This window comes from Streptomyces gilvus (assembly GCF_022513565.1).
Taxonomy (GTDB): Bacteria; Actinomycetota; Actinomycetes; order Streptomycetales; family Streptomycetaceae; genus Streptomyces; species Streptomyces gilvus.
This window is the reverse complement of the sequence record NZ_JAKWBE010000008.1, coordinates 203076-227079: the sequence shown is the minus strand read 5'-3', so window position 1 is coordinate 227079 and position 24004 is coordinate 203076. Positions and strand designations below refer to the sequence as shown.

The 24004-nt window shown below is 70.5% G+C and carries 25 protein-coding genes; 13 read left to right on the top strand and 12 right to left on the bottom strand.

All coding sequences use genetic code 11. The annotated features are described in order from the left end of the window. Positions 1–98: 98 nt before the first annotated feature. Positions 99–578, bottom strand: a complete 480-nt coding sequence (locus MKW14_RS15475) for an anthrone oxygenase family protein (protein ID WP_240863121.1) — start codon at positions 576–578, stop codon at positions 99–101. A gap of 314 nt (positions 579–892) precedes the next feature. Then, positions 893–1606, bottom strand: a complete 714-nt coding sequence (locus tag MKW14_RS15470) for a DUF2293 domain-containing protein (RefSeq protein ID WP_240863120.1) — start codon at positions 1604–1606, stop codon at positions 893–895. Between the two features lie 296 nt (positions 1607–1902). On the opposite strand from MKW14_RS15470, the gene MKW14_RS15465 reads away from it, so the two are divergent. From MKW14_RS15465 to MKW14_RS15455, 3 genes are all read left to right on the top strand, one after another. After that, positions 1903–2544, top strand: a complete 642-nt coding sequence (locus MKW14_RS15465) for a nucleoside/nucleotide kinase family protein (protein ID WP_240863119.1) — start codon at positions 1903–1905, stop codon at positions 2542–2544. Positions 2545–2612: 68 nt separating this feature from the next. Continuing rightward, entirely contained in the window at positions 2613–3026 is a 414-nt protein-coding gene (locus MKW14_RS15460) for a PPOX class F420-dependent oxidoreductase (RefSeq protein WP_240863118.1), read from the top strand. 192 nt (positions 3027–3218) lie between these two features. Then, entirely contained in the window at positions 3219–3647 is a 429-nt protein-coding gene (locus MKW14_RS15455) for a CBS domain-containing protein (RefSeq protein WP_240863117.1), read from the top strand. 18 nt (positions 3648–3665) lie between these two features. Here MKW14_RS15455 and MKW14_RS15450 read toward each other — a convergent pair whose 3' ends face one another. Beyond that, positions 3666–4793 carry a magnesium and cobalt transport protein CorA gene (locus MKW14_RS15450; protein WP_240863116.1) on the bottom strand — a complete coding sequence of 376 codons (1128 nt, stop codon included), beginning with the start codon at positions 4791–4793 and terminating at the stop codon, positions 3666–3668. 240 nt (positions 4794–5033) lie between these two features. On the opposite strand from MKW14_RS15450, the gene MKW14_RS15445 reads away from it, so the two are divergent. Beyond that, positions 5034–5828, top strand: a complete 795-nt coding sequence (locus MKW14_RS15445; protein WP_240863115.1) for a methyltransferase — start codon at positions 5034–5036, stop codon at positions 5826–5828. A gap of 186 nt (positions 5829–6014) precedes the next feature. Here the strand turns inward: MKW14_RS15445 and MKW14_RS15440 are convergent, their stop codons facing one another. Together MKW14_RS15440 and MKW14_RS15435 are read right to left on the bottom strand one after the other, a co-directional pair. Then, entirely contained in the window at positions 6015–6968 is a 954-nt protein-coding gene (locus tag MKW14_RS15440; protein ID WP_240863114.1) for a carbohydrate kinase family protein, read from the bottom strand. Next, positions 6965–7873: a pseudouridine-5'-phosphate glycosidase gene (locus tag MKW14_RS15435; RefSeq protein WP_240863113.1), complete on the bottom strand. Its 909-nt coding sequence runs from the start codon at positions 7871–7873 to the stop codon at positions 6965–6967. The genes MKW14_RS15440 and MKW14_RS15435 overlap by 4 nt, the downstream gene beginning before the upstream one ends. 100 nt (positions 7874–7973) lie before the next feature. Here MKW14_RS15435 and MKW14_RS15430 point away from each other — a divergent pair, with 100 nt between their 5' ends. Further along, complete coding sequence (locus MKW14_RS15430) at positions 7974–8402, top strand: VOC family protein (protein WP_240863112.1); 429 nt, start codon at positions 7974–7976, stop codon at positions 8400–8402. Positions 8403–8449: 47 nt separating this feature from the next. On the opposite strand, the gene MKW14_RS15425 is transcribed toward MKW14_RS15430, so the two are convergent. Continuing rightward, the gene (locus tag MKW14_RS15425; protein WP_240863111.1) at positions 8450–9004 is read right to left on the bottom strand and encodes a methylated-DNA--[protein]-cysteine S-methyltransferase; all 555 of its coding nucleotides are present in this window, start codon (positions 9002–9004) and stop codon (positions 8450–8452) included. Between the two features lie 53 nt (positions 9005–9057). Then, the gene (locus MKW14_RS15420; protein ID WP_240863110.1) at positions 9058–9939 is read right to left on the bottom strand and encodes a glycerophosphodiester phosphodiesterase; all 882 of its coding nucleotides are present in this window, start codon (positions 9937–9939) and stop codon (positions 9058–9060) included. Positions 9940–10220: 281 nt separating this feature from the next. Here MKW14_RS15420 and MKW14_RS15415 point away from each other — a divergent pair, with 281 nt between their 5' ends. The 8 genes from MKW14_RS15415 to aroQ all read left to right on the top strand — a co-directional run bounded on the left by MKW14_RS15415 (position 10221) and on the right by aroQ (position 19464). Next, positions 10221–11096 (top strand): MHYT domain-containing protein, encoded by an 876-nt coding sequence (locus MKW14_RS15415; RefSeq protein WP_240863109.1) that lies wholly within the window; start codon positions 10221–10223, stop codon positions 11094–11096. A 40-nt stretch (positions 11097–11136) separates the two neighbouring features. Further along, positions 11137–13275 (top strand): excinuclease ABC subunit UvrB, encoded by a 2139-nt coding sequence (gene uvrB / locus MKW14_RS15410; protein WP_240863108.1) that lies wholly within the window; start codon positions 11137–11139, stop codon positions 13273–13275. 156 nt (positions 13276–13431) lie between these two features. Continuing rightward, the gene (locus tag MKW14_RS15405; RefSeq protein WP_208780527.1) at positions 13432–14010 is read left to right on the top strand and encodes a TerD family protein; all 579 of its coding nucleotides are present in this window, start codon (positions 13432–13434) and stop codon (positions 14008–14010) included. A 56-nt stretch (positions 14011–14066) separates the two neighbouring features. Next, positions 14067–16100 carry a TerD family protein gene (locus MKW14_RS15400; protein ID WP_240863107.1) on the top strand — a complete coding sequence of 678 codons (2034 nt, stop codon included), beginning with the start codon at positions 14067–14069 and terminating at the stop codon, positions 16098–16100. 229 nt (positions 16101–16329) lie between these two features. After that, complete coding sequence (locus tag MKW14_RS15395; RefSeq protein ID WP_240863106.1) at positions 16330–17331, top strand: TerC/Alx family metal homeostasis membrane protein; 1002 nt, start codon at positions 16330–16332, stop codon at positions 17329–17331. A 128-nt stretch (positions 17332–17459) separates the two neighbouring features. Beyond that, the gene (locus MKW14_RS15390) at positions 17460–17774 is read left to right on the top strand and encodes a hypothetical protein (protein ID WP_240863105.1); all 315 of its coding nucleotides are present in this window, start codon (positions 17460–17462) and stop codon (positions 17772–17774) included. Between the two features lie 61 nt (positions 17775–17835). Next, on the top strand, positions 17836–18936 hold the full coding sequence (locus MKW14_RS15385; protein ID WP_240863104.1) for a calcium:cation antiporter: 1101 nt from the start codon (positions 17836–17838) through the stop codon (positions 18934–18936). A 54-nt stretch (positions 18937–18990) separates the two neighbouring features. Then, a complete protein-coding gene (gene aroQ, locus MKW14_RS15380) occupies positions 18991–19464 on the top strand; it encodes a type II 3-dehydroquinate dehydratase (RefSeq protein WP_240863103.1) in 474 nt (157 codons plus the stop codon). 26 nt (positions 19465–19490) lie between these two features. On the opposite strand, the gene MKW14_RS15375 is transcribed toward aroQ, so the two are convergent. From MKW14_RS15375 to MKW14_RS15355, 5 genes are all read right to left on the bottom strand, one after another. After that, the gene (locus MKW14_RS15375) at positions 19491–20243 is read right to left on the bottom strand and encodes an amino acid ABC transporter ATP-binding protein (RefSeq protein ID WP_276620632.1); all 753 of its coding nucleotides are present in this window, start codon (positions 20241–20243) and stop codon (positions 19491–19493) included. Then, positions 20240–21157 (bottom strand): amino acid ABC transporter permease, encoded by a 918-nt coding sequence (locus MKW14_RS15370; RefSeq protein WP_240863102.1) that lies wholly within the window; start codon positions 21155–21157, stop codon positions 20240–20242. The genes MKW14_RS15375 and MKW14_RS15370 overlap by 4 nt, the downstream gene beginning before the upstream one ends. Beyond that, complete coding sequence (locus MKW14_RS15365; RefSeq protein WP_240863101.1) at positions 21154–22038, bottom strand: ABC transporter substrate-binding protein; 885 nt, start codon at positions 22036–22038, stop codon at positions 21154–21156. The genes MKW14_RS15370 and MKW14_RS15365 overlap by 4 nt, the downstream gene beginning before the upstream one ends. A 484-nt stretch (positions 22039–22522) precedes the next feature. Next, positions 22523–23179 (bottom strand): MBL fold metallo-hydrolase, encoded by a 657-nt coding sequence (locus MKW14_RS15360; protein ID WP_240863100.1) that lies wholly within the window; start codon positions 23177–23179, stop codon positions 22523–22525. An 87-nt stretch (positions 23180–23266) separates the two neighbouring features. Further along, the gene (locus MKW14_RS15355; protein ID WP_240863099.1) at positions 23267–23953 is read right to left on the bottom strand and encodes a maleylpyruvate isomerase family mycothiol-dependent enzyme; all 687 of its coding nucleotides are present in this window, start codon (positions 23951–23953) and stop codon (positions 23267–23269) included. Positions 23954–24004: the final 51 nt, after the last annotated feature.

The window sequence follows — 24004 nt, the reverse complement described above, 5'->3', positions numbered from 1 at the left end:
CAGCGCCCGCTCAGCGGTCTCAGGGCTGCCGGGTGGGACGGGCGGGGGATTCGGGGCGCGAGGGGTGCGTGGATTCGGGGCGGGACGGGTGGATGGACTCAGGTCAGTGCCAGTACGTACGCCACCGCGGCGCCTGCCGAGGCCACCGTCCGGACGTGGTTCCACATGGTCCACTCGCGCACGTACGACGGCCAGTACGCCGCCGCCTCCGGGGTGCCCGGGTCGAGTCTGAGCAGCGCCTCGTTGCGCGGCACGTTCGCGACCATGGTCACCCCGAACGACCCGAACAGATACAGCACGCTGCCCACCAGGAGCTCCACCTTCCCGTCGTCCGGCCACAGCACGAAGGTCACCACGCCCAGCACCGCGCACAGCACGGCCGACCCCACGAACACGACCATGAACGCCGGCATCACCGCCGTCACATTGATCGCGTTCATCGCCGCCACGCCCTGCGCCGGCGGCAACGCGGCCAGTCCGCGCATCACGAACGTCGAGAACCCGCAGAACACGCCCGCCACCAGCCCGGTTCCGAGCACACCCAGCACCGTCAGCCAGAGGTACGGTCCGTCGATCACGTCAGCGTCATCTCCCCGCATCGAGCCGAGCCCAGCCCCGGCACCGCTTGTCCCTCCAGTGAATGCCCACGCGTCCCCGGTGACCATGACCGAGAGACGCGGACACATACGCGAACGTCCAGAGCCGGAGAGGACGCGAACGCATGAACATCGGGGCCCCTCGCGTCCCGTCCGCGCCGCCGGTTCCGCGCCGCGCAGGGTACCGACGGAGGCCGCACGAATCGACCACCGCCCTGTCCGGTCGCCACGGCGCCAAACCGCCCACCGCACACAGACGTTGCCCGGCGACCGCCTCCCACACCTCGCCCGCCAGGTCACCCCGCGTCCACTCTCGTCCCCGTCCCCATCCCCTCGTCCCGCCATCCCTCCAGCACCGACTCCACCCCCGCCCTGATCCGCCGCCGAGCCTCGTGCCGCGGCACGCCACTCATGAGCAACTGGTCGTACGGCGTCTCCACATGCCGCACCGACGCCACGACCGCCGACACCACCGCCCCCTCCGACAACGCCCGCCCCGCCGCACTCCGCCCCACCCGGCCACTGCCCCGCACGGACGCGTGCGCCGCGATCTCCCGCGCCCGCTCCTCGGGGCACCCCGGAAACAGCCTCCGTATCTCCGCCGCGAACGCCTCCGCGAACCGCACGTCCTCCGCGGCCCGCCGTCCGGCGTCCCGTGCCCGGCGCCGCCGCCGCGCCTCCGCGTCCGCCAGACACCGCTCCTCGGCCCGGACCAGCCCCGCCTCCTCCACCAGGACGCCCTGCCGCTCGTACCGCGCCTTGCGCCGGTTGAAGCGCACCACCACCGCCGACAGGGCGCTCTCCTCCCGCGACCGCCGCGTCAGCGCCGTGTCACCGCGCGGCAGGAACACCAGATGCCCGAGATCGGCGCAGTCCAGACACCGTGGCGCCCCCTCCTCGATCACCAACAGCGACAACGGCCCCGCATGGCACTCCCCGCACTGCCGCCGCCTCAGCGGCTGAATGACGAGAAGTCCGGTACGGCTCGGAGGAGTTGCGAGGTGCGCCATACCTGTTCCCTTCCCCGTCGCACGACCCGGACCTACCCCGATCCGGACACCCCGTCACCGACACCGCTCCCCGGCACGGGGGTGTCCGGGAGCCGGCTCGGCGTCCCGGCCCGCGGATGTCCGGGAGCCGGCTCGGCGTCCCGGCCCGCGGGCGTCCGGGTGTCGGCTCGGCGTCCCGTTCTCCGTATCCACGAACGGGACGACGCGTCCCGAGCCGTGGCGCCGCACCGGCGCGACGCGTCCCGAGCCGTGGCGCCGCACCGGCGCGACGCGTCCCGGTCGGTACCTGACGCATCATGGGCCCTGTGCGACTCGAAGCGATCACCTGGGACCGGCTCGGCGACCTCCTGGCCGAGCGTCTGCTCGCCCTGAAGCCCGCCGACGGCAGCCCCTGGCCCCGCATCGCCTTCGACGGCGCCCCCGCGGCCCGCCCCGGAGACCTCGCCGAGCGCGTGTCCGAGGCGCTGCGCGTAAGCGGTCGCCCCTCGCTCACCGTCGGCACCCAGGGCTTCCTGCGCCCCGCCTCGCTCCGCCTGGAGTACGGCCATCAGGACGTGGAGGCCTACTACGACGGCTGGTTCGACACCGCCGCCCTGTGGCGCGAGGTCTTCGGTCCTCTCGAACCCGGCGGCGACGGACGCGTCCTGCCCGATCTGTGGGACCCGGCCACCGACCGCGCCACCCGCAGTTCCTACGTCCAACTCCCGCCCGGCGGCTTCCTGTTGCTGCACGGCCCCCTCCTGCTGCGGCACTGGTTCCCCTTCGACCTGACCGTCCACGTGCTCCTCTCGCCCGGTGCCCTGCGCCGCCGCACCCCCGACGCCGACCACTGGACGCTCCCCGCCTACGAGCGCTACGAGTCCGAGACCGACCCGGCCGGCACCGCCGACGTCCTGGTACGGGCCGACGATCCACGGCATCCGGCATGGAGCGGCTGACCGACGGAGGCCCAAGCGCGATCCGTAATCCACTCTTCAATGCGCATGCATGTAATTAGCCTCTTCGCATGACGACCTCCTCGATCGACCCCGTCACCTTCACCGCCCCGGTCCGCGCCCTCCTCGACGGCCGGAACTTCGCCGCCGTCGCCACCCTCGGCCCCGACGGCTCCCCGCAGAACTCGGTGGTCTGGATCAAACGCGAGGGCGACACCGTGCTCTTCTCCTCCACTGACGGCCGTCAGAAGGTGCGCAACCTTCGCCGCGACCCCCGCGTCAGCCTCTCGGTCTTCGACCTCGCCGACCCCTACACCTCGGTCGAGATCCGCGGCACCGCCGAGATCCTCCCCGACGAGGGCAAACGCCTCCCGTACGTGCTCTCCCACAGGTACCTCGGCATCGACCCGCCCGCGGAGAAGGACGACGAGGTCCGCGTGATCGTCCGTGTCGTGCCGCGGAAGATCATCGGCTTCTCCGCTTGACCGTCGCCCTTTCCCGGTGGCATGGGCCAATTCGCCTGACCGTCACCCGTCCACGGTGCCACGGACCCGTTCGCCCTCCTGCCACCGCCGGGTTCCGGGTGCGCCCGGCATCCGGCGCGGCGAGAATGTAGGGCGCCGGTTTCAGCGGTGCGTCCCGTGCCGCGCCGGCCGCCCGGCACCGGGAGGTACTCCATGACCACCGCCGGAGACATCATGCACCGTGGCGCCCAGTGGATCCCCGCCCACGAGACGCTGGACCGCGCCGCCCAGCTGATGCGCGAGCTGAACGTCGGGGCCCTGCCCATCAGCGACGAGAACGAGCGGCTGTGCGGCATCCTCACCGACCGCGACATCGTCGTCGGCTGTGTGGCCGTGGGCCACGACCCGGCCAGGGTGACCGCCGGAGAGATGGCCCACGGCACCCCGCGCTGGATCGACGCGAGCGCCGACATCGGCGACGTGCTCAGGGAGATGCGGGACCACCAGATCCGCCGGCTCCCCGTCATCGAGAACAAGCGGCTGGTCGGCATGATCAGCGAGGCCGACCTGGCCCGGAACCTCACGGAGGACCAGATCGCCGACTTCACCCACGGCGTCTACGCCAGGACCATGACCCACTGACCGGCCGCGCCCCGGACGTCACAGCCAGCCGTTGCGCCGGAAACCGCGGTACAGCGCCAGGCACGCCACGGATATGACGCCGATGACCAGGGGGTAGCCGAACCTCCAGTGCAGCTCCGGCATGTGATCGAAGTTCATGCCGTACACCCCGCAGACCATGGTCGGCACGGCGATCACCGCCGCCCAGGCCGTGATCTTCCGCATGTCCTCGTTCTGAGCGACCGTCACCTGCGCGAGATGGGCCTGCAGGATCGAGTTGAGCAGTTCGTCGAAGGCGGCGATCTGCTCCTTGGCGCGCATGAGGTGGTCCAGGACGTCCCTGAAGTAGGCCTGTATCTCCGGGTCGACCACCCGGATCGGCTGGGTCGCGAGATCCTCGACCGGCCGGGCGAGCGGCACCACGGCCCGCTTCAGCTCGAGCAGTTCACGCTTCATCTGGTAGATCCGGCCCGGGTCGGCCCGTGCGCCGTTCTCCGCGAACACGTCCGTCTCGACCTGGTCGATGTCCTCCTGGACCGAGTCGGTGACGCTCAGATAGTCGTCGACGACGTGGTCGGCGATCGCGTGCAGAACCGCGGCGGGGCCCTTGGCGAGCTGCTGGGGGTGCGCCTCCAGCTCCTCGCGCAGCGGACCCAGCGAGCCGTGCATGCCATGGCGGACCGTGATCACGAAGTCCTCGCCGACGAACACCATGATCTCGCCGGTGTTCACCACCTCGCTGGTCGCGGTCAGCTTCTCGTGCTCGACGTAGCAGACCGTCTTGAAGACCGCGAACAGCGTCTCGCCGTACCGCTCCAGCTTCGGGCGCTGATGGGCCTCGACCGCGTCCTCCACCGCCAGCGGATGCAGGTCGAAGAGCTCCGCGATGCCCGCGAACTCCTGGTCCGTCGGCTCGTGCAGCCCCAGCCACACGAAGCCGTGTCCGCTCTTGCGCACCCGCTGCACCGTGTCGACCAGATCACCGCTCGCGGGCACCCGTACGCCGTCGCGATAGGTCACGCAGTTGACCACCGAGGAGCCCAGCGGGGACCTGGCCGGGTGGCTCAGGTCGACGCGTGGGCGCCGACGGGCCAGCCGTGCCACCTTGCGCAGGCCGCCGACCCCGCTGAGGCTCGTGACCTTCCGCAGATTCCCTGCCATGGACATCTGGATCTCCTTGCGTGGATCCCCCCGGACTCGGCGCCGGGTGGCTGCGACGAGCCGCTTTTCCGTGCCTTGGCGGCCAGTCTGCCAGGTTCGGGTAAGCGGCGGTTGAGGCTGTGGGAACAGGAGATTCCGCTTTGTTCCCGCCTGTGGAAAAGCGTTTTGCCCGAGTTGGGTCGTCATCTCGTCCCGGGGACCGCGTCGGCCACTCCGCACAAGCCCGGCAACTGGGATGATCGCGGCATGACGCGATCCGACGGGTACCTCCTCGACAACCGGCAGTCGGAGGCGGCCGAGCGCTTCGACGCCTTCGCCACCCTCTTCGACCCCACGACGTTCCGGCACATGGAAGGATTCGGCATCGGGCCCGGCTGGCGCTGCTGGGAGGTCGGCGCGGGCGGCACCTCGGTCGTGTCCTGGCTGGCCAAGAAGGTCGGTCCGACGGGAAAGGTCGTGGCGACCGACATCGACACCACCCGGCTCGCCTCCGCCGGCCGGCCGCCGGTGGAGGTGCGGGTCCACGACGTGGGCGCCGAGGAACCGCCGGGGGAGGGCTTCGACCTGGTGCACGCTCGGCTCGTCCTCGTCCATGTCCCCGACCGTGAGCGGGCGTTGCGGTCGATGGTCGAGTCCCTGCGTCCCGGTGGCCGCATCCTCGTCGAGGACGCCGACCCCGCCCTGCAGCCGCTGCTCTGCCCCGACGAACACGGTCCCGAGCAGCGGCTCGCCAACCGGCTGCGGCACGGTTTCCGCCAGCTCCTCGCCGAGCGCGGCGCCGATCTCTCCTACGGCCGCCGCCTGCCACGCCTGCTGCGCGAGGCCGGACTGCGCCGTGTCGAGGCCGACGCGTACTTCCCGCTCACCTCACCGGCCTGCGCGGCCCTCGAATCGGCCACCGTCCGCCAGATCCGCCCCCAGCTCGTCGAAGCCGGCCTCGCCACGGACGAGGAGATCGACCGCCATCTGACCAACATCGCGGCCGGCGGCATGGACCTGGCGACGGCTCCGATGATCTCGGCGTGGGGGAGGAAGGGGTAGGCGGTTGGGGGGACGCGTGGGGAACGAAGGGGCAGCCGGTCGGGGAAGACGTGTGGGGGAGGAAGGGGTAGCCGGTTGAGGGACGCGTGAAGGAGTTTGGGGACAGGCGGTTGCCGGTCCCGTCCGCGCCGCCCGCCGTCTCACCCGAGGGACAGGCGGTTGCCGTCCCCTCTGTGTCGCTCGCCGTCACCCCCGCCCCGGCGGTCTCGCTCCCACCCGTTCGACGGCCAGTGCCCCCGCTCGGCAGCCTTCCCGCGCTGCCGTTTCCGGGGTGGCGCCCGAGATCAGCGCGGCCAGGAACGCGCCCGTGAAGGCGTCGCCGGCGCCCGTCGTGTCCGTGGCGTCCGCCGGGACCGCGGGCACGTCCGCGGTCACCGTCCCCGCGCGGGCGACCAGCGCGCCGTCCGCTCCCTGCTTGGCGACGACCAGTGGGATGTGCCGGCTCAGCTTGGCGGCCGCGTCCGCCGGATCGGGCAGCCCCGTGAGCAGACATGCCTCGTCCCGGCTGGGCAGCAGCAGATCCACTCCGTCGACGAGCTCCAGGAATCGGCCGACCCCCAGCTCGCGCAGGAAACCGGCCGACGCGGGGTCCAGACTCACCGGCACCCCACGTGCGCGTGCCGAATCCAGCGCCACCCTCACCAGCGCGCGGCTCGGCTCGGAGAACAGCAGATACCCCGAGAGGTGCAGCCGGGCCACCCCGTCGAGCAGCCCGTCCGACCAGTCACCGGGCTCCAGCCGCAGCGAGGCCCCGCTGTCGGTCAGAAACGCCCGCTCGCCCGAAGCGCCCGTGTCGACCAGGCAGATCACCGTCCCGGTCGGCGCCTCGGCATCGACGACGAGCAGGGGCCGTACCCCGCACGCGGCGAGCGCGCGATCGTGCCAGTCCGCCGCGTCCGCTCCCACCCGTCCGAGCAGCCGTACCTCCGGACAGCCCCGATGGGCCGCCCAGCACGCCACGTTGGCACCCGCGCCTCCCGGCAGCGTGCGGATCACGGCGGCCGTGTCGGTTCCCGCCGCCAGCGGTCCCCGGTGGCGGGCGACCACGTCCGTGATCACGTCCCCGACGACCAGCAGCGCACCGGTCCGCGAACCGAGCGAGCCCGCTCCCCCGCCCGCGCCGCCCGGCTCCGTCGTCACGCCGCTGCCCAGGCCGCCGCGATCCGCGCCGCCAGCCGTACGTTTCCGCGCACCGCCGCGAGGTTCGCGGTCAGCGAGGCCCCGTCGGTGTGCCGTACCAGGTAGTCCAGCAGGAACGGCGTGACGGCCTGCCCGGTGACACCCCCCGCCTCGCACGCGTGCAGCGCGTCGGCGAGCACACGCGCGTGCAACTCGGGATCCAGCTGTTCCTCCGGGGGCACGGGGTTGGCGACGATCAGCGCCGACCCGGGTCCGTCGAGGGAGTCCTGCGCCCGCATGACGTCGGCGACCTGCGCGGGGCTGTCCAGGGTCCAGTCCACGGGGTGTCCCGAGTCCGACAAGTAGAAGCCGGGGAAGCGGTCCGTGCTGTATCCGGCCACGGCGATCCCGAGCGTCTCAAGCCGTTGCAGCGTCGCCGGCACGTCCAGGATCGACTTCACGCCCGCGCACACCACCGTGATCCGCGTCCGGGCCAGCAACCCCAGGTCGGCCGACTCGTCCTGAGTGACGGTCCACTCCCGGTGCACCCCGCCGAGTCCGCCCGTCGCGAACACCCGCACGCCCGCCAGCGCCGCCAGCAGCGCCGTCGCGGACACCGTGGTCGCCCCGCTCGCACCCGACGCCGCCGCGAGCGGCAGGTCGCGGTGGCCCAGCTTGCGGATCCCGTCCTCGTTGGCGACCCGCTCCAACTGCTCCTTGTCCAGCCCCACATGAGGCCGCCCGTCCAGCACCGCGATCGTCGCGGGAACGGCGCCCTCCCGTCGTACGACCTCCTCCAGCTCCAGCGCGACCTGCAGGTTGCGCGGGCGCGGCAGCCCGTGCGCGATGATCGTGGACTCGAGAGCCACCACGGGTCGACGCGCGTCGATCGCCTCGCGTACTTCCTCCGACACCCTGAGCACCACGCGCCTGCCTCCTGTCGTTCGGTCCTCCCTCATCTCTGGCGGGAAGTGTGCCCGGTCAAACCCTTGCGGCCTGTGGTGGACGACACCAGCCTTGGGGTGCATGACCGACAACACGACACGTCTCGACCACGTCGTCCTGTGGGTGCGCGACCCGGTCGCCTCGGCCGACTTCTACGAGAAGACGGTCGGACTCCGGCCGCTGCGGGTCACCGAGTTCACCGAGGGGAAGGTCTCCTTTCCCTCCGTACGGCTGAACGACGAGACCATCCTCGACCTCATGCCCCATTCCATCGCGCCGGACATGAAGATGCTCCCCGGCGCCGCCGACAGCGCGGGCCACCCGGTCAACCACGTCTGCATAGCACTGCCCGGCGACGACTTCGACACCCTCCGCAGCCGTCTGGAGGAGCGCACCGTCCCCGTCTCCGAGTTCTCGTACGACTCCTTCGGCGCACGCGGGAACGCCCGGCGCAGCTTCTACTTCCGCGACCCGGACGGCAACGTCCTGGAGGCCCGGCACTACGACTGACAGCCACAGGGGCGCTCACGCGCGCGTCGCCGCCACCAGGGACGACGTCAGAACAGCGGCTCGGGCAGCACTCCCTCCAGGGCCAGCAGCTTCCGCTTGGTCTCCAGACCGCCCCCGAACCCGCCGATACCGCCGTCGCTCTCGACCACCCGATGGCAGGGCACCACGACCGGCAGCGGATTGGATCCCATCGCCACGCCCACCGCCTGTGCCGCCCCGGGCTGTCCCACCCGCCCGGCCAGGTCGCCGTAGCCCACCACCGCCCCGTACGGCACCCCGGACGCCAGCTCGCGCAGCACCTGACGGTTGAACCCGGAGATCAGCGACCAGTCCAACGGCAGCTCGAAGTCGCGCCGCTCGCCTGCGAAGTACGCCTGGACCTGCCGTATCGGCTCGGCCAGCCAGGGTGAGTCCGGTGCCTCGACCGGCTCGCGGCCCAGCCGCGACGCGAGCCGCTCCAACGCCTTCACGCGGACCGCGTCCATGGCATGGAACACGACGTTGACCAGGCCCTCGCGGGTCGCGGCGAGCAGCAGCGGACCGATGCCGGTGTCCACCACCGCCAACACGACCTGCTCTTCGTACTCCCCATGGCTGTCCATGCCCCCACCGTACGACCCGCCACTGACATCAAAGCCCGGTGCGGCGGACCGGCTCAGGGTGCCTGCAACGCCGCCCGGACCACGTCGGCCTTGTTGGTGATGACGCCGTCGACGCCGTACCGCTGCACGCGCCGGGCGACGGCCGCGTCGTCGACGGTCCAGGCGAACACCGTGAGCGGCTTGCCGTGCGGCCCCTTGAGCGCGTGCACCGAGGTGACGTATCCCGTCGAGATCGTGCCGTAGGACGGGTTGATCCCGTCGGTGAAGGCCGCGTACCGGTTCAGGTCCGCGACCGGCGGTGTGCCGAGCAGGGCGGTCCTGACGGCCGGCGCGAGGTCGTGGACGATCCGCAGGCTGTCCGCGCTGAAGCTCTGCACGATCAGCCGGCCGGCGAGATGCCGCCGGTCCAGCCAGCCCTCGTTGCCGAGGACCTTCAGGGTCTCCCGCTCGATGCCCGGGTACAGCTGCGGGTTCTTGATCTCCAGGAGCAGCTTCTGGTGGTTGTGCTCCACCTCCCGCATGTACTGCGTCAGCGTCGGCACGCGCGTGCCCGCGTACTGGTGTCCGAACCAGCTGCCCGCGTCCAGGCGCGCGATCTCGGCGGCGGTGAAGTCCTTCACCTTCCAGGGGGACCGGCCGGGGAAGAGCTGCCTGACGTTCGTCGTGCGCCGCAGGCTGTCGTCGTGGATGACGACCAGCTCGCCGTCCTTGGTGCGCTGGACGTCGTTCTCGACCCAGGAGACGCCCATCGCGGCCGCCTTGTCGATGGAGGCCAGGGTGTTCTCGGGCGCGTAGGCGGCCGCACCCCGGTGACCGATGACCAGCGGAACCGGGCTCTTGGCGACGTCGCGCGCCCGGGCGTCGTTGTGCGGCAGCAGGAAGGCGGCGGCCCCCAGCAGCGCGGTGCAGACGACGGCAACTACGCGCGTGTACATGCGTACTCCCTGGCATCGGGCGATCACGGACTGCTCAACTCTGACAGCAGAACGTCAACGATGTCGGGGTACAGAACGGCCACACAAGGAATGGAGTTGCCCAAGTCCGCTCACTGGTGCCGCACAACTGGGGCAACGACGTGTTTCTTTGCCGGAAAATCGTTCGACCATTCCGGTGGGGGTCATACTCTCTGCCTCAACCCTGACCGCTGGGGCGGTTCTGGGAGGGGGCGCATTTCAGAAGATTCCGGGACGTAAAAGGGCGGGAAGGGCAGCCGCGCATGCAAGGCACGGTCGACGGATTCAGCTACGGACTCGTCACACCGGTGGTGGCCTTTCTCATGGCCTCCCTCGGTGGCGCCCTCGGCCTGCGCTGCACCACCAGATCGATGCTCGTCGCCCACTCCTGGCGTCCCGGCTGGCTCGCCCTCGGCTCGGTGGCCATCGCGTCCGGCATATGGACCATGCACTTCGTCGCCATGATGGGCTTCAAGGTCAGGCAGGCGCCGATCCACTACGACAAGGCGATGACCTTCGCCAGCCTCGGCGTCGCGATCGTCATGGTGGGCATCGGGATCTTCATCGTCGGCTACCGTGGCGCGAGGGGAACCGCTCTCTTCACCGGCGGCACCATCACCGGTCTGGGCATCGCCTCGATGCACTACCTGGGCATGGCGGCGATGCGCCTGAACGGACGACTGGAGTACAACACCCTCACCGTCGCCGCCTCCGTCGTCATCGCGATGGCCGCCGCCACCGCCGCCCTGTGGGCGGCCGGCCAGATCCGCGGGTTCCTGTGGAGTGTGGGCGCCAGCCTCGTCATGGGGCTCGCCGTGAGCGGCATGCACTACACCGGGATGGCCGCCCTGAGCGTCCATCTCCACGGCACGGCGGCCCCGACCGCCGGTGAGTCGGCCGCGGCGCTGCTGTGGCCCCTGCTGATCGGCCCGCTCGCCTTCCTGGCGATCGCTGCCGTCGTCGTGGTGTTCGACCCGATGATGGTCATGGGCAGGCCCGACTGGACCCCCGTCGAGCACAAGCCAGGCGTCCCGGCCCATCCCACCGTCCACCACCCGGCGCACCGGCCCCCGCTCCGCCCGGTCCGGCAGGCCGTCCGACGCACCTCACGCACCTCACGCACCCCGCAGAACCGCTGACCCGACCGCATTGTCAGTGGGGGGTCGTACGGTGGATCCCATGCGGCCCGTTTCCAACATCGAACGCACGGTGGCGCCCTTCGAGGTCGTCAGCCCCTACCAGCCCAGCGGCGACCAGCCGGCGGCCATCGCCGAGCTGGCCAAGCGCATCGAGGCCGGTGAGAAGGACGTCGTCCTGCTGGGCGCGACCGGCACCGGCAAGTCCGCCACCACCGCGTGGATGATCGAGAAGCTCCAGCGCCCCACACTCGTGATGGCGCCGAACAAGACCCTGGCCGCCCAGCTGGCGAACGAGTTCCGTGAACTGCTGCCGAACAACGCGGTCGAATACTTCGTCTCGTACTACGACTACTACCAGCCCGAGGCGTACGTCCCGCAGTCGGACACCTACATCGAGAAGGACTCCTCGATCAACGAGGAGGTCGAGCGGCTGCGCCACTCCGCGACCAACTCGCTGCTCACCCGCCGAGACGTCGTGGTGGTCGCCTCCGTCTCCTGCATCTACGGCCTGGGCACACCCCAGGAGTACGTGGACCGCATGGTCCCCCTGAGGGTCGGCGACGAGATGGACCGGGACCTGCTGCTGCGCCGCTTCGTGGACATCCAGTACACGCGCAACGACCTGGCCTTCACCCGGGGCACCTTCCGCGTCCGCGGCGACACCATCGAGATCTTCCCGGTCTACGAGGAGCTCGCGGTCCGCATCGAGATGTTCGGCGACGAGATCGAGGCACTCTCCACCCTGCACCCGATCACCGGCGAGATCATCAGCGACGACGAGCAGCTGTACGTCTTCCCCGCCTCCCACTACGTCGCCGGGCCCGAGCGCATGGAGCGGGCCATCAACGACATCGAGAAGGAGCTCGGCGAGCGACTGGCCGAGCTCGAGAAGCAGGGCAAGCTCCTGGAGGCCCAGCGCCTGCGGATGCGGACGACGTACGACATCGAGATGCTCCGCCAGATCGGCTCCTGCTCCGGTGTCGAGAACTACTCGATGCACTTCGACGGCCGCTCGCCCGGCTCCCCGCCCAACACCCTGCTGGACTACTTCCCGGACGACTTCCTCCTGGTCATCGACGAGTCGCACAACACGGTCCCGCAGATCGGCGCCATGTACGAGGGCGACGCCTCCCGCAAGCGCACCCTCGTCGACCACGGCTTCCGCCTGCCCTCCGCCCTCGACAACCGCCCGCTGAAGTGGGAGGAGTTCCAGGAGCGCATCGGGCAGACGGTGTATCTGTCGGCCACCCCGGGCAAGTACGAGCTCTCGCGCGCGGACGGCGTCGTCGAGCAGATCATCCGCCCCACCGGTCTCGTCGACCCGGAGGTCGTCGTCAAGCCCACCGAGGGCCAGATCGACGACCTGGTGCACGAGATCCGCACCCGCACCGAGAAGGACGAGCGCGTCCTGGTCACCACCCTCACCAAGAAGATGGCCGAGGACCTCACCGACTACTTCCTGGAGCTCGGCATCCAGGTGCGCTACCTGCACAGCGACGTCGACACCCTGCGCCGCGTCGAGCTGCTGCGCGAGCTGCGCTCCGGTGAGTTCGACGTGCTGGTCGGCATCAACCTGCTGCGTGAGGGCCTCGACCTGCCCGAGGTGTCCCTGGTGGCCATCCTCGACGCCGACAAGGAGGGCTTCCTGCGCTCGGGCACCTCCCTGATCCAGACCATCGGCCGCGCGGCGCGCAATGTCTCCGGCCAGGTCCACATGTACGCCGACAAGATCACCCCGGCGATGGAGAAGGCCATCGAGGAGACCAACCGGCGCCGGGAGAAGCAGGTCGCGTACAACAAGGAGCGGGGCATCGACCCGCAGCCGCTGCGCAAGAAGATCAACGACATCGTCGCGCAGATCGCCCGCGAGGACGTCGACACCGAGCAGCTGCTCGGCTCGGGTTACCGCAAGTCGAAGGACGGCAAGGGCGCCAAGGCACCCGTGCCCGCCCTCGGCGGCAAGGCGGCCGCCGGTACCAAGAAGGCCAAGGGCAAGGCCACGGAGACCGTCCCCACCGACCGTCCGGCGGCCGAACTCGCCGAGCAGATCGAGGAGATGACGGCGCGTATGCGCGCCGCGGCCGCGGACCTCCAGTTCGAGATCGCGGCCCGGCTGCGCGACGAGGTGTCGGAGATGAAGAAGGAGCTGCGCCAGATGAGGGAGGCGGGTCTGGCCTGACTCCTGGCAGCCGCCGGACCTCGGCACATGCGCACTGTGTTGCAAGACCGACACAAAGTACGAGCCGGGGTTCGGCACTGTCGGTGCCGCTGCGTAGGGTTCTGGACAACCGCGGACTCCGCGGCAACAGGGGACAGTTCGAGAGGGGAACCAGCCGTGACCGTCAACATGACCAAGGGTCAGGCCATCAGTCTGCAGAAGAACGACGGGGGCAGCCTGACCGCGGTGCGCATGGGTCTCGGGTGGCAGGCGGCTCCCCGGCGCGGCCTGTTCGGCTCGCGCACCCGCGAGATCGACCTGGACGCCTCCGCCGTCCTGTTCGCGGACAAGCAGCCGGTCGACGTCGTCTTCTTCCGCCACCTCGTCAGCGACGACGGCTCGGTCCGCCACACCGGTGACAACCTCGTCGGCGGTGTCGGCCAGGGCGGCGACGACGAGGCGATCCTCGTGGACCTGGCGCGGGTCCCGGTCCACATCGACCAGATCGTCTTCACCGTGAATTCGTTCACCGGGCAGACCTTCCAGGAGGTGCAGAACGCGTTCTGCCGCCTGGTCGACGAGACCAACGGCCAGGAGCTCGCCCGCTACACACTCGCGGGCGGCGGCGCCTACACCGCCCAGATCATGGCCAAGGTGCACCGAGCCGGCTCCGGCTGGACGCTGACCGCTCTCGGCACCCCGGCCAACGGCCGTACCTTCCAGGACCTGATGCCGTCGATCCTGCCCCACCTGTAGGACCACCCGACGACCGCACACGAGACGACGCCGGCGACACAGGGGGGACGAGGGCGATGACGGCCGAGCTGGTGCGGGGGCAGAACCACCCGCTCTCCCAGGTCCGTCTCGAGATCCGGGTCTCGGCCGGCACGCCGGTCGTCGCCTCGGCCACGCTCGGCGACGAACAGGGCAGGGCGCATGGCGTGGAAGGGGTCGCCCACCCCGGCGCGCCCACCCTGCCCGGCCTCGAGGTGTCCCGGCAGGCGGCCGCCGACCACCGGCTCGCAGTCGACCTGGGGGCCATGCCCGAGGCCGTGCACCGCGTCCATGTGCTCCTCGCCCTGCCCGACGGGGGGCCGACGAGGTTCGGTGCCGTCGCCGCTCCCTTCGTCGCCGTCACCGGCCTCGACGGCACCGAGGTCGCCAGCTACACGATCACCGGCCTGGACGCGGAGTCCGCCGTCGTCGCCGTGGAGTTGTACCGCCGGCAGGGCGCCTGGAAGGTGCGCGCCGTCGGCCAGGGGTATGCCGGCGGTCTCGCCGAACTCTTCGGCGATCAGGGCCTGCCCGAGCCGCAGCGGCTCGCGGCCCGCATCGACGAGGCGGTCGGTCAGAGCCTGGCCCGAGCGGTACCGGCACCCCCGCAGCACACGGCGGACGGCGACCGCACCCGCCGGACGGCGGTGCCGGCTCCCGGCCCTGACCAGGGCGGAGCGCCCCACCGCGACTCGGGCCCGGCCGCACCGCAGCAGCCGGCCGACCCGTACGGCGTCCCGGCACCGCCGACCGCTCCCTACGGCGCCCAGAGCACCACCGCGGGTGGTGTGCCGCAGCCCGGAATCCCGCCCACGGCCCCGTCCACCGCCACCCAGCCCTCGGCGACCGGTGGTCCGATCGACTACAGCCACCCGGCCCGGCAGACCGCCGCGCCGCCGCCACCCCCGCCGACCGCGCCTCCTGCCGCCCCCGGACAGCCCGCCCGGCCCGTCGCCGGTGATGCCACCGGTTGGTCGATGGACGAGCGGCTCTACAACCAGATCTGGGGCATGTTCGAGGACCTGGCCCGCACCACGGCCGCGTACCGCAGCGCCGTGGACTTCGCCGACTCGCGCATGGAGAAGGAGCTCGACCAGGTCCTGTCCGACCCGCGCAGCAGGATCGGCGGCCAGGGCGAGGCCGCCCGCGAGACGGCCCGCGCCAAACACGCCGACCTGATCGACCAGGCCCGGGCGGCCCTCGACCGCGACCTCGCCCAGCTGTCCGCCGAGTCCGACGTCGTCGAACCCGCGCTGCCCTGCGCCTACGCCCGCTGGGACAATCCGGTGTGGCACGCCTACCGGGTCCCGATGGAGATCCCGATGGCCCTGCGCCTGGGCGACCTCTACCTGCCCGAGAGCGAGCTGCTGCGCATCCCGATGCTGGTACGGCTGCCCCTGGAGCGCGGTCTGTGGATCGACGCGGGATCCGCGGAGGCGTACGACGAGTCGTTCGCCGACGCCCATGAACTGCGCCACCGCGCGATGGAGACGGCGGTGGCACTGGCGGCGAGGCTGCTCGCGGTCCATCCGGCCGGCGAGTTCACCGTGCATGTCATCGATCCGGCGGGGTCCGGATCCCGGGCACTCGCGCCGCTGGTGCGGACCGGCGTCCTTCCGGCCCCGCCCGCCCAGGGTGCCGCGGGCGTGGCGGACGTCCTGACCCGGCTCACCCAGCGCGTCGACCTGGTCCAGATGGCGGTGCGCGGTGGAGCGGCCGACTCCCTTCCGCCCGGCCTGGACACGGCCGAGCAGCTGCTGATCGTCAACGACTTCCCGCACGGCTTCGACGACCGGGCCGTGACCCAGCTGCGCTACCTGGCGGACGAGGGACCGTCGGTCGGCGTCCACCTGGTGATGGTCGCGGACCGCGAGGACGCCCAGGCCTACGGTCCTTTGCTCGACCCCCTGTGGCGTTCGCTGCTGCGACTCACCCCCCTGCCCGACGATCACCTCGCCGACCCGTGGGTCGGCCACGCCTGGACCTATGAACCGGCGCTGGTGCCGACCGGGAGCCAGGTGCTCGAGCAGGTGCTCGCTCGGGTCGCGGCAGCCCGCACCAAGTACACGTAAAGAGCCCTGAGCAGCGGATTTGGTCTTTCTTTTACTGATCTCTTTACCTTTCCTTGGTGATTGGGGTACAGTCTTTCTCACGGAGGGGAGTACTCCCTATCTGCTGCGGCGTACCCGTCAGTACGGATCAACCAGATCCCGGGGCGCCGGCCCAGGGCCCGTGCCTGGGTGGAAGAGACCTCCGGTAGCGACGACGCTCACATTTGCCGTTACGTATGCCGGAGGCGCAGTGGATGTTTCCCCGACCCTGTGGGTCCTGACCATCGCGGGCCTTGCCGCCCTCATCGCGGTCGACTTCTTCATCGGCCGCAAGCCGCACGACGTCTCGATCAAGGAAGCCGGGATCTGGACGGTCGTCTGGATCGCCCTCGCGGGGCTCTTCGGACTCGGCCTGCTCGTCTTCGGCGGCGGCCAGGCCGGCGGCGAGTTCTTCGCCGGCTTCATCACCGAGAAGTCGCTGAGCGTCGACAACCTCTTCGTCTTCGTCCTGATCATGGCGAAGTTCGCCGTGCCCTCGCAGTACCAGCAGCGCGTCCTGCTCGTCGGTGTGCTCATAGCCCTGGTCCTGCGGGCGATCTTCATCGCCGCCGGCGCCGCGATCCTCGCCAGCTTCTCCTGGGTGTTCTACCTCTTCGGCGCCTTCCTCATCTGGACCGCCTGGAAGCTCATCCAGGAGGCCAGGGCCGACGAGGAGGACGAGGAGTTCGAGGAGAACAAGCTGCTCAAGGCCGCCGAGCGCAGGTTCGGTGTCGCCGACCGCTACCACGGCACCAAGCTGTGGATCCAGCAGAACGGCAAGCGGGTCATGACCCCGATGCTGGTCGTGATGCTCGCGATCGGCACCACGGACGTCCTGTTCGCGCTCGACTCGATCCCCGCGATCTTCGGCCTGACCCAGGACCCGTACATCGTCTTCACCGCGAACGCCTTCGCGCTGATGGGCCTTCGCCAGCTGTACTTCCTCATCGGCGGGCTGCTGAAGAAGCTCGTCCACCTCAGCTACGGTCTGTCGATCATCCTGGGCTTCATCGGCGTCAAGCTGGTGCTGCACGCGCTGCACGAGTCCGGCGTCCACGTTCCGGAGATCTCCATCCCCGTCTCCCTCGGCGTGATCTGCTCGGTCCTGATCGTCACCACGATCACCAGCCTGAGGGCGTCCAGGAAGCAGGCGGCGGCCCAGGCGGCGCAGTCGGAGAGCGAAGGCGCTCCGAAGGACAGCATCCAGGCCTGACGACGACCGACGTAGGAACAACCAGCACCGGGAGCGCCGCGCGATGAATTGCCGATCACCGCTCCCGGTGCTTCGTTGGGAGCCGAGCGTTCCCGCACAGGGAGCGCCGTGGCCGGGTGGAGGAATCCATGGACGCACCCGTCAAGTTCATACAGATCGTCGACTTCGAGACCGAGCGCATCGAGGAGATGCGCAAGCTGTCCGAGGAGATGGACGAGCGGTTCGCGAGCCGCAGCGGCGGTCCCACGCACCGCCTCGTCCTCAGGGACAGGAACCAGCCGAACCGCTACCTCGTGGTGATCGAGTTCAACTCCTACGAGGAAGCCATGGCCACCAGCAACGCCCCCGAGACGGCCGAGTTCGCGCAGCGCATGGCCGCGCTGTGCACCCGGCCGCCGGCCTTCACCGACTGCGACCTGGAAGGGATGACGGAGTTCAAGTGATAGGCAGCAGGCCCCGCAACGCCGGAATGCGGGGCCTGTGCCCCTCTGCGAGGATCGCTCCATGATCGCTCGGTCCAGGTCGCTCACAAACCAGTGGACGCTCCTCGTACCGGTCCTCGCGGTCGTTCTGCTGGTCTTCACCTGGGGGCGCGATCTGCCGGGCGCGGTGGTCGCGCTGGTCACGCTCGTCCTCGCGGGTGCCGTCCTGGCGGCCGTGCATCACGCGGAGGTGGTCGCCCACCGGGTCGGAGAGCCGTTCGGTTCCCTCGTTCTCGCCGTCGCCGTCACGATCATCGAGGTGGCGCTGATCGTCACCTTGATGGCGGACGGCGGCGACAAGAGTTCGACGCTGGCCAGGGACACGGTCTTCGCGGCCGTGATGATCACCTGCAACGGCATCGTCGGCCTCTGTCTCCTGGTCGCCTCCCTGCGACACGGCACGGCGGTGTTCAACCCCGAGGGCACCGGCGCCGCCCTCGCCACCGTGGCCACCCTGGCCACGCTCAGCCTGGTGCTGCCGACCTTCACCACCAGCAAACCCGGCCCGGAGTTCTCCGCCGTACAGCTGACCTTCGCCGCGATCTCCTCGCTGATCCTCTACGGCCTGTTCGTGACGACCCAGACGGTGCGGCACCGCGACTACTTCCTCCCCATCACCCGCCAGGGAGAGGTGATCAGCGCCGACGACCACGCCGACGTCCCCTCCGCGCGTACCGCCTGGATCAGTCTGGGTCTGCTCGGGCTCGCCCTGATCGGTGTGGTGGGCCTGGCCAAGGGGGTGTCGCCCACGATCGAGTCGGGCGTCGAGGCAGCGGGCCTGCACCATGCGGTCGTCGGTGTGATCATCGCCCTGCTGGTGCTGCTCCCCGAGACCATCGCCGCTCTGCGCTCGGCCCGTCGCGACCGCGTCCAGACCAGCCTGAACCTGGCGCTCGGCTCCGCCATGGCCAGCATCGGACTGACCATCCCCGCGGTCGCCCTGGCCTCGGTCTGGCTCTCCGGCCCGCTCGTCCTCGGCCTCGGTGCCACACACATGGTGCTGCTGGCCCTGACCGTGGTGGTCAGCTCGCTGACGGTCGTACCGGGCCGCGCCACACCACTGCAGGGCGGGGTGCATCTCGTGCTGTTCGCGGCGTACTTGGAGCTGGCGATCAACCCGTAGGCCGCCGCGTGATAGACCGGTCCGAGCAGCCCACCTCACCGGACCGGAGGAACCGTGCCCCGCACCCTGGCCAACGCCCCGATCATGATCCTCAACGGGCCCAACCTGAACCTCCTCGGCCAGCGCCAGCCGGAGATCTACGGCAAGGACACCCTGGCCGACGTGGAGGCGCTGTGCGCCAAGGCGGCCTCCGCGCACGGCGGCACGGTGGACTTCCGGCAGTCCAATCACGAGGGCGTGCTGGTGGACTGGATCCACGAGGCGCGGCTGAACCACTGCGGGATCGTGATCAACCCGGGCGCCTACTCCCACACGTCGGTCGCGATCCTGGACGCCCTCAACACCTGCGACGGGCTGCCCGTCCTCGAGGTCCACATCTCCAACATCCACCAGCGCGAGTCCTTCCGGCACCACTCGTACGTCTCGCTGCGCGCCGACGGCGTCATCGCGGGATGCGGGGTGCAGGGCTATGTGTTCGGCGTCGAGCGGGTGGTGGCACTGGCGGGGGCGGCGCAGGCCGAGGCGTAAGCCCCGGCCGCCATGGCGCGCGCCCCTTACAACCGCCCCGCCTCCACGATCCGTTTCAGGAAGCGCCGCGTGCGCTCCTCCTGCGGATCGCCGAAGATCTGCTCGGCGGTTCCGCGCTCCAGGACCACGCCCGAGTCCAGAAAGCAAACCTGGTCGGCGACGTCCCGCGCGAAGCCCATCTCGTGCGTGGCCAGCACCATCGTCATGCCGTCGTCCTTGAGGTCGCGGACGACGGTGAGGACCTCGCCGACGAGCTCCGGATCGAGCGCGGCCGTGATCTCGTCGAACAGGAGCAGCCGAGGGCGCACGGCGAGGGCGCGCACGATCGCCACACGCTGCTGCTGGCCGCCGCTCAGCCGGTCCGGGTACTCGCCCGCCTTCCCGCCCAGTCCGAGCCGTTCCAGCAGCTCCCTGGCCCGCTCCTCGGCCTCCCCTCGGGACACGCCGTCCACGCGCCGCGGAGCGAGGGTGATGTTGTCCAGGACCGTCATGTGCGGAAAGAGGTTGTACGCCTGGAAGACCACGCCGATACGGCGCCGTACCGCGTCCTGGTCCACGCGCGGGTCGGTGATCTCCTCGTCGTCCAGCCAGATCGCTCCGTCGTCGATCTCCTCCAGGAGGTTGGCGCACCGCAGCAGCGTCGACTTGCCGGAACCGGACGCGCCGATCAGCGCGGTCACCGTGTGCGGAGCGACCTCCAGACCGACGTCCCGCAGCACCACCGTGCCGCCGAACGTCTTGCGCACGGACTCCATGCGCAGCACGGGCGCGTCGCTCATATCGCTCCTCCCTGGGCCCGCTGCCGGTCCATCCGCGCCGTCACCCAGTCCGTGAACCGGGTCATCGGAATGGTCAGCGCCACGAAGACCAGGCCGGCCACGATGTACGGCGTGTAGTTCAGGCTGCGGCCCACGATGATGTCGGCGGCCCGTACGGCGTCGATGGCGCCGCCGATCGAGACAAGGCCGGTGTCCTTCTGCAGCGACACCAGGTCGTTCAGCAGCGGCGGCACCTGGCGCCGCACGGCCTGGGGCAGTACGACGTACCGCAGCGCCTGTCGGTTGGTGAGGCCGAGGGAGCGGGCCGCGGCGCGCTGCGAGGGGTGCACGGACTCGATGCCGGCACGGAACACCTCGGCCACGTACGCCGAGTACGTCAGCGTGAGCGCCGTACCGCCCAGGAGGACCGGGTCGACGGTCACACCCTGCAGGCGCAGCGCCGGGACGCCCAGGACCACGATCATCAGGTTGATGATCAGCGGCAGTCCGCGGAAGAAGTCGGTGTACGCGGCGGCCAGCACCCTGAGCGGGAAGAACACCGGGCCGCGCAGCGTGCGCGCGATGGCGATCAGCATGCCCAGGACGAGCACCGCGACCCCGCAGACCAGCAGCAGCCGGACGTTCAGCCACAGCCCTTCGAGGACCTTGGGGAACGCCTCGCGCGCGTACTGGCCGTTGAAGAAGGTCTCCCTGGTGCGCGGCCAGCCGGGCGCGTTGACGACGACCAGGTAGAGGACCACGCCCGTGACGAGGGTCGAGAGCGCGGCGATCGCCGTCGCGCGGCGGGTACGCGCGCGTTTGAAGGCCTCGCGCTCGATCCGCCGCCGCGACGGGACGTAACCGTCGCCGTCACCTGACATGTCACCGTTGTCGTCCGCGCCCTCCTGGCCGGACTCCTCCTTGGTGACCGTCACTTGAGCACCGGTGCGTCGACGGCGTCCGAGAGCCACTGCTTCTCGATCTTCGCCAGCGTGCCGGCCTTGCGCAGGGCGTCCACCGCGTCCGTCACGCACGGGGTGAGCGCGCTGCCCTTGTCGAGCACGAGCCCGAACTGCTCCGGCGTGCCGCCCTGGTTCTCGAACTGGCCGACGATCTTGGCGTTGGTGACCTCGGCCGCCGTGATGTAGAAGGCGGTCGGCAGGTCGGTGACGATGGCGTCCACCTGACCGTTCTTCAGCGCGGACTTGGCCTGGTCGTTCTTGGCGTAGACCGCGGCCTGCTGCTTGGGCTTCACCACGTCGGTGATGTAGTCGAGGCTCGTCGTGCCGACCTGTGCGCCCAGCTTGAGGTTCCTCAGGTCCGCGATGCTGGTCGCCTTCGCGGCCTTGGAACCCTTGAGGGCGATGACGGCCTGGCGCACGTCGTAGTAGCCGGAGGAGAAGTCCACGGCCTTCCTGCGCTCGGCGCTGATCGACACCTGGTTGATGTCGAAGTCGAAGGTCTTCACGCCGGGCGCGAAGGCCTTGTTGAAGGGAACGCTCTGCCAGACGACGGCGCTCTTGTCGTAACCCAGCTGCTGCGCGACGGCGTAGGCGACCGCCGACTCGAAGCCCTTGCCGTTGGCGGGCTTGTCGTCCTTGAACCAGGGCTCGTACGCCGGTTCGTCGGTGGCGATCGTCAGCTTGCCGGAGGTCTTGGTGGCCAGTTCGCCCTTGGCGCAGGTGGTGCCGGTCGAACCGGACGGCGAGGCAGCCGCCTTCTCCTCCGGCTGCGGAGCGCAGCCGACGGCGGTGGCGAGCAGGGCTATCGTTGCCGCGGCTACGGCGCGGCGCAGTGCGCGAGGGGCGAGGTGCATGGCCGGAGATTGACAGTCGATCGCCTGTTTGTCGAGGTCACGACCGTAATTGTCCGCATAGTGGGAACGGGTGTTGCGGTCCTGTGAACAGTTCCCGGGCAGAGGCAGAGGCCGGGGCCGCCGGCCGAGGGCGGGGATTCGAAAGACCGGCGGCCCGTACCGCGCAGGAGCCGTCATCCTGTGCGGGGCTGCCTCCAGTTGACCGCGCAACGAAGTACGCCGGGAGCGCGCGCATGACACCGGCGCGTGCGAACGGTTCACACGGGGCGCGCGCCTTCAGGCGTGCGCCGGGCGGGTGTTGGGAATTCGCGCCGGGGATGTGACGCATCCGGCGCCCTGTGCGCTGTAGGGGTGACTCCCATGGGTCACCGGCCCGCCCTCACGAGGCGGCAGCGGGCCGAGACGTGCGGGGGCGGCGGGTCGTGGCGGCCGGCCGCCCCTGTACGGCGTCCCCGGCGGCCACGGGCCCGCCGTACCGGGTGAGTCACCACCCGCGCGCGTGCCACTCCGGCAGATGCGGGCGCTCCGCGCCCAGCGTGGTGTCGTTGCCGTGGCCCGGGTAGACCCAGGTCTCGTCCGGGAGCACGTCGAAGATCTTCGTCTCGACATCGTGGATGAGGCTGGCGAACGCCTCAGGATCCTTACGGGTGTTGCCGACGCCACCCGGGAAGAGGCAGTCGCCCGTGAAGACATGGGGATGCCCGTGCGGGTCGTCGTACACGAGGGCGATGGAGCCCGGGGTGTGCCCCACCAGATGGCGCGCGGTGAGCTCCACCTGTCCCACCCGGATGGTGTCGCCGTCGTCCACGAGGACGTCGGTCGGGACCGGGATGCCGGTGGCGTCCTCCCGGCCCGCGTACGTCCGGGCGCCGGTGGCCGAGACGACCCGGGCGAGGGCCTGCCAGTGGTCGCCGTGCTGGTGCGTGGTGACGACGGAGGCGATGCCGTCGTCACCGATCATGCCGAGCAGGGTGTCCGCGTCGTTGGCCGCGTCGATCAGCAGCTGCTCGTCCGTGGCCCGGCAGCGCAGCAGATAGGCGTTGTTGTCCATCGGGCCGACCGCGATCTTGGTGATCATCAGGTCCTTCAGCTCGTGCACGTCCGCCGGGCCGCCGACCTTCACCTGTCCGCTGTACGTCATGGCGGTCAGCCTATAGCGGCGAAGCGCCCGGATCCCCGCCGAGGCCCCGTCGTGCACGCTACGGCCGCGGCGGGGGCCTGCTGCCGGCTACAGCGGCGGGAGCTTCGGCAGCTCGCCGCCCTCGGTGGTCAGCCCCGAGCCGTCGCGGCGCCCCGCGAGCCAGCCCAGCAGCTCCGGTGCCGGACCGGTGACGGTGACCTCCGGGCCCTCGGCCTCCCGGCCCGTCCGCCACGCGCGCGTGCCGTCCGTCAGGCGGGTGGCCGCCACGTCCGGGTGGCCGGAGAAGCGCTCGACGAGGAAGTCGATCTCCCGCTCCACGAATTCTCCGGGCAGGTCCTCCAGCTCGTACCCGATGCCGAGGTCGACGTGGTGCAGCTCCACCTCGGCCCAGCGGCGGAACGGCACCCGGGACGCCGAGTCGGTGACCCCGTTGCGCAGCTCCACGGTGCGCGACCAGTCCGCCGGCACGCTCCCCGCGGCCTGGAAACGGTCCGCGCTCTCCCGCAGGTCGGCGAGGTGCGCGTCGAGGGGTCGCGGGGCGTCCCGTTCGATGTCGGCGTCACGGGCGTCCGCGGAGGGGTACATGGGCCGGCCCTGAAGGACGTTCACCAGGGCGTCCGCGTTGCGGGCGAGGTGGGCGAGGACGTGGCCGCGGCTCCAGCCGGGAAGCCGTGACGGCTCGGCCGCCGACGCGTTGTCCATGCCGGCGGCTGCGGTGAGCAGCCGGTCCGTCGCGTCGCGTACAGACGCCAGGTCATGACCGTGATCAATCATGGTGCTGACCCTAGCCCCGCCACACCTTTGGGTGAAGGTGGTGAAGCCGTG

Bases quoted from the DNA above. Each gene is read 5' to 3' on its own strand.
- MKW14_RS15430 (WP_240863112.1), top strand. From the start codon at position 7,974: ATGACCGACAACACGACACGTCTCGACCACGTCGTCCTGTGGGTGCGC.
- MKW14_RS15415 (WP_240863109.1), top strand. From the start codon at position 10,221: ATGCAAGGCACGGTCGACGGATTCAGCTACGGACTCGTCACACCGGTG.
- MKW14_RS15470 (WP_240863120.1), bottom strand. From the start codon at position 1,606: ATGGCGCACCTCGCAACTCCTCCGAGCCGTACCGGACTTCTCGTCATT.
- MKW14_RS15400 (WP_240863107.1), top strand. From the start codon at position 14,067: ATGACGGCCGAGCTGGTGCGGGGGCAGAACCACCCGCTCTCCCAGGTC.
- MKW14_RS15375 (WP_276620632.1), bottom strand. From the start codon at position 20,243: ATGAGCGACGCGCCCGTGCTGCGCATGGAGTCCGTGCGCAAGACGTTC.
- MKW14_RS15455 (WP_240863117.1), top strand. From the start codon at position 3,219: ATGACCACCGCCGGAGACATCATGCACCGTGGCGCCCAGTGGATCCCC.
- MKW14_RS15420 (WP_240863110.1), bottom strand. From the start codon at position 9,939: ATGTACACGCGCGTAGTTGCCGTCGTCTGCACCGCGCTGCTGGGGGCC.
- MKW14_RS15360 (WP_240863100.1), bottom strand. From the start codon at position 23,179: ATGACGTACAGCGGACAGGTGAAGGTCGGCGGCCCGGCGGACGTGCAC.
- MKW14_RS15355 (WP_240863099.1), bottom strand. From the start codon at position 23,953: ATGATTGATCACGGTCATGACCTGGCGTCTGTACGCGACGCGACGGAC.
- MKW14_RS15445 (WP_240863115.1), top strand. From the start codon at position 5,034: ATGACGCGATCCGACGGGTACCTCCTCGACAACCGGCAGTCGGAGGCG.
- MKW14_RS15385 (WP_240863104.1), top strand. From the start codon at position 17,836: ATGATCGCTCGGTCCAGGTCGCTCACAAACCAGTGGACGCTCCTCGTA.
- MKW14_RS15425 (WP_240863111.1), bottom strand. From the start codon at position 9,004: ATGGACAGCCATGGGGAGTACGAAGAGCAGGTCGTGTTGGCGGTGGTG.
- uvrB (WP_240863108.1), top strand. From the start codon at position 11,137: ATGCGGCCCGTTTCCAACATCGAACGCACGGTGGCGCCCTTCGAGGTC.
- MKW14_RS15365 (WP_240863101.1), bottom strand. From the start codon at position 22,038: ATGCACCTCGCCCCTCGCGCACTGCGCCGCGCCGTAGCCGCGGCAACG.
- MKW14_RS15460 (WP_240863118.1), top strand. From the start codon at position 2,613: ATGACGACCTCCTCGATCGACCCCGTCACCTTCACCGCCCCGGTCCGC.
- MKW14_RS15390 (WP_240863105.1), top strand. From the start codon at position 17,460: ATGGACGCACCCGTCAAGTTCATACAGATCGTCGACTTCGAGACCGAG.
- MKW14_RS15465 (WP_240863119.1), top strand. From the start codon at position 1,903: ATGGGCCCTGTGCGACTCGAAGCGATCACCTGGGACCGGCTCGGCGAC.
- MKW14_RS15450 (WP_240863116.1), bottom strand. From the start codon at position 4,793: ATGTCCATGGCAGGGAATCTGCGGAAGGTCACGAGCCTCAGCGGGGTC.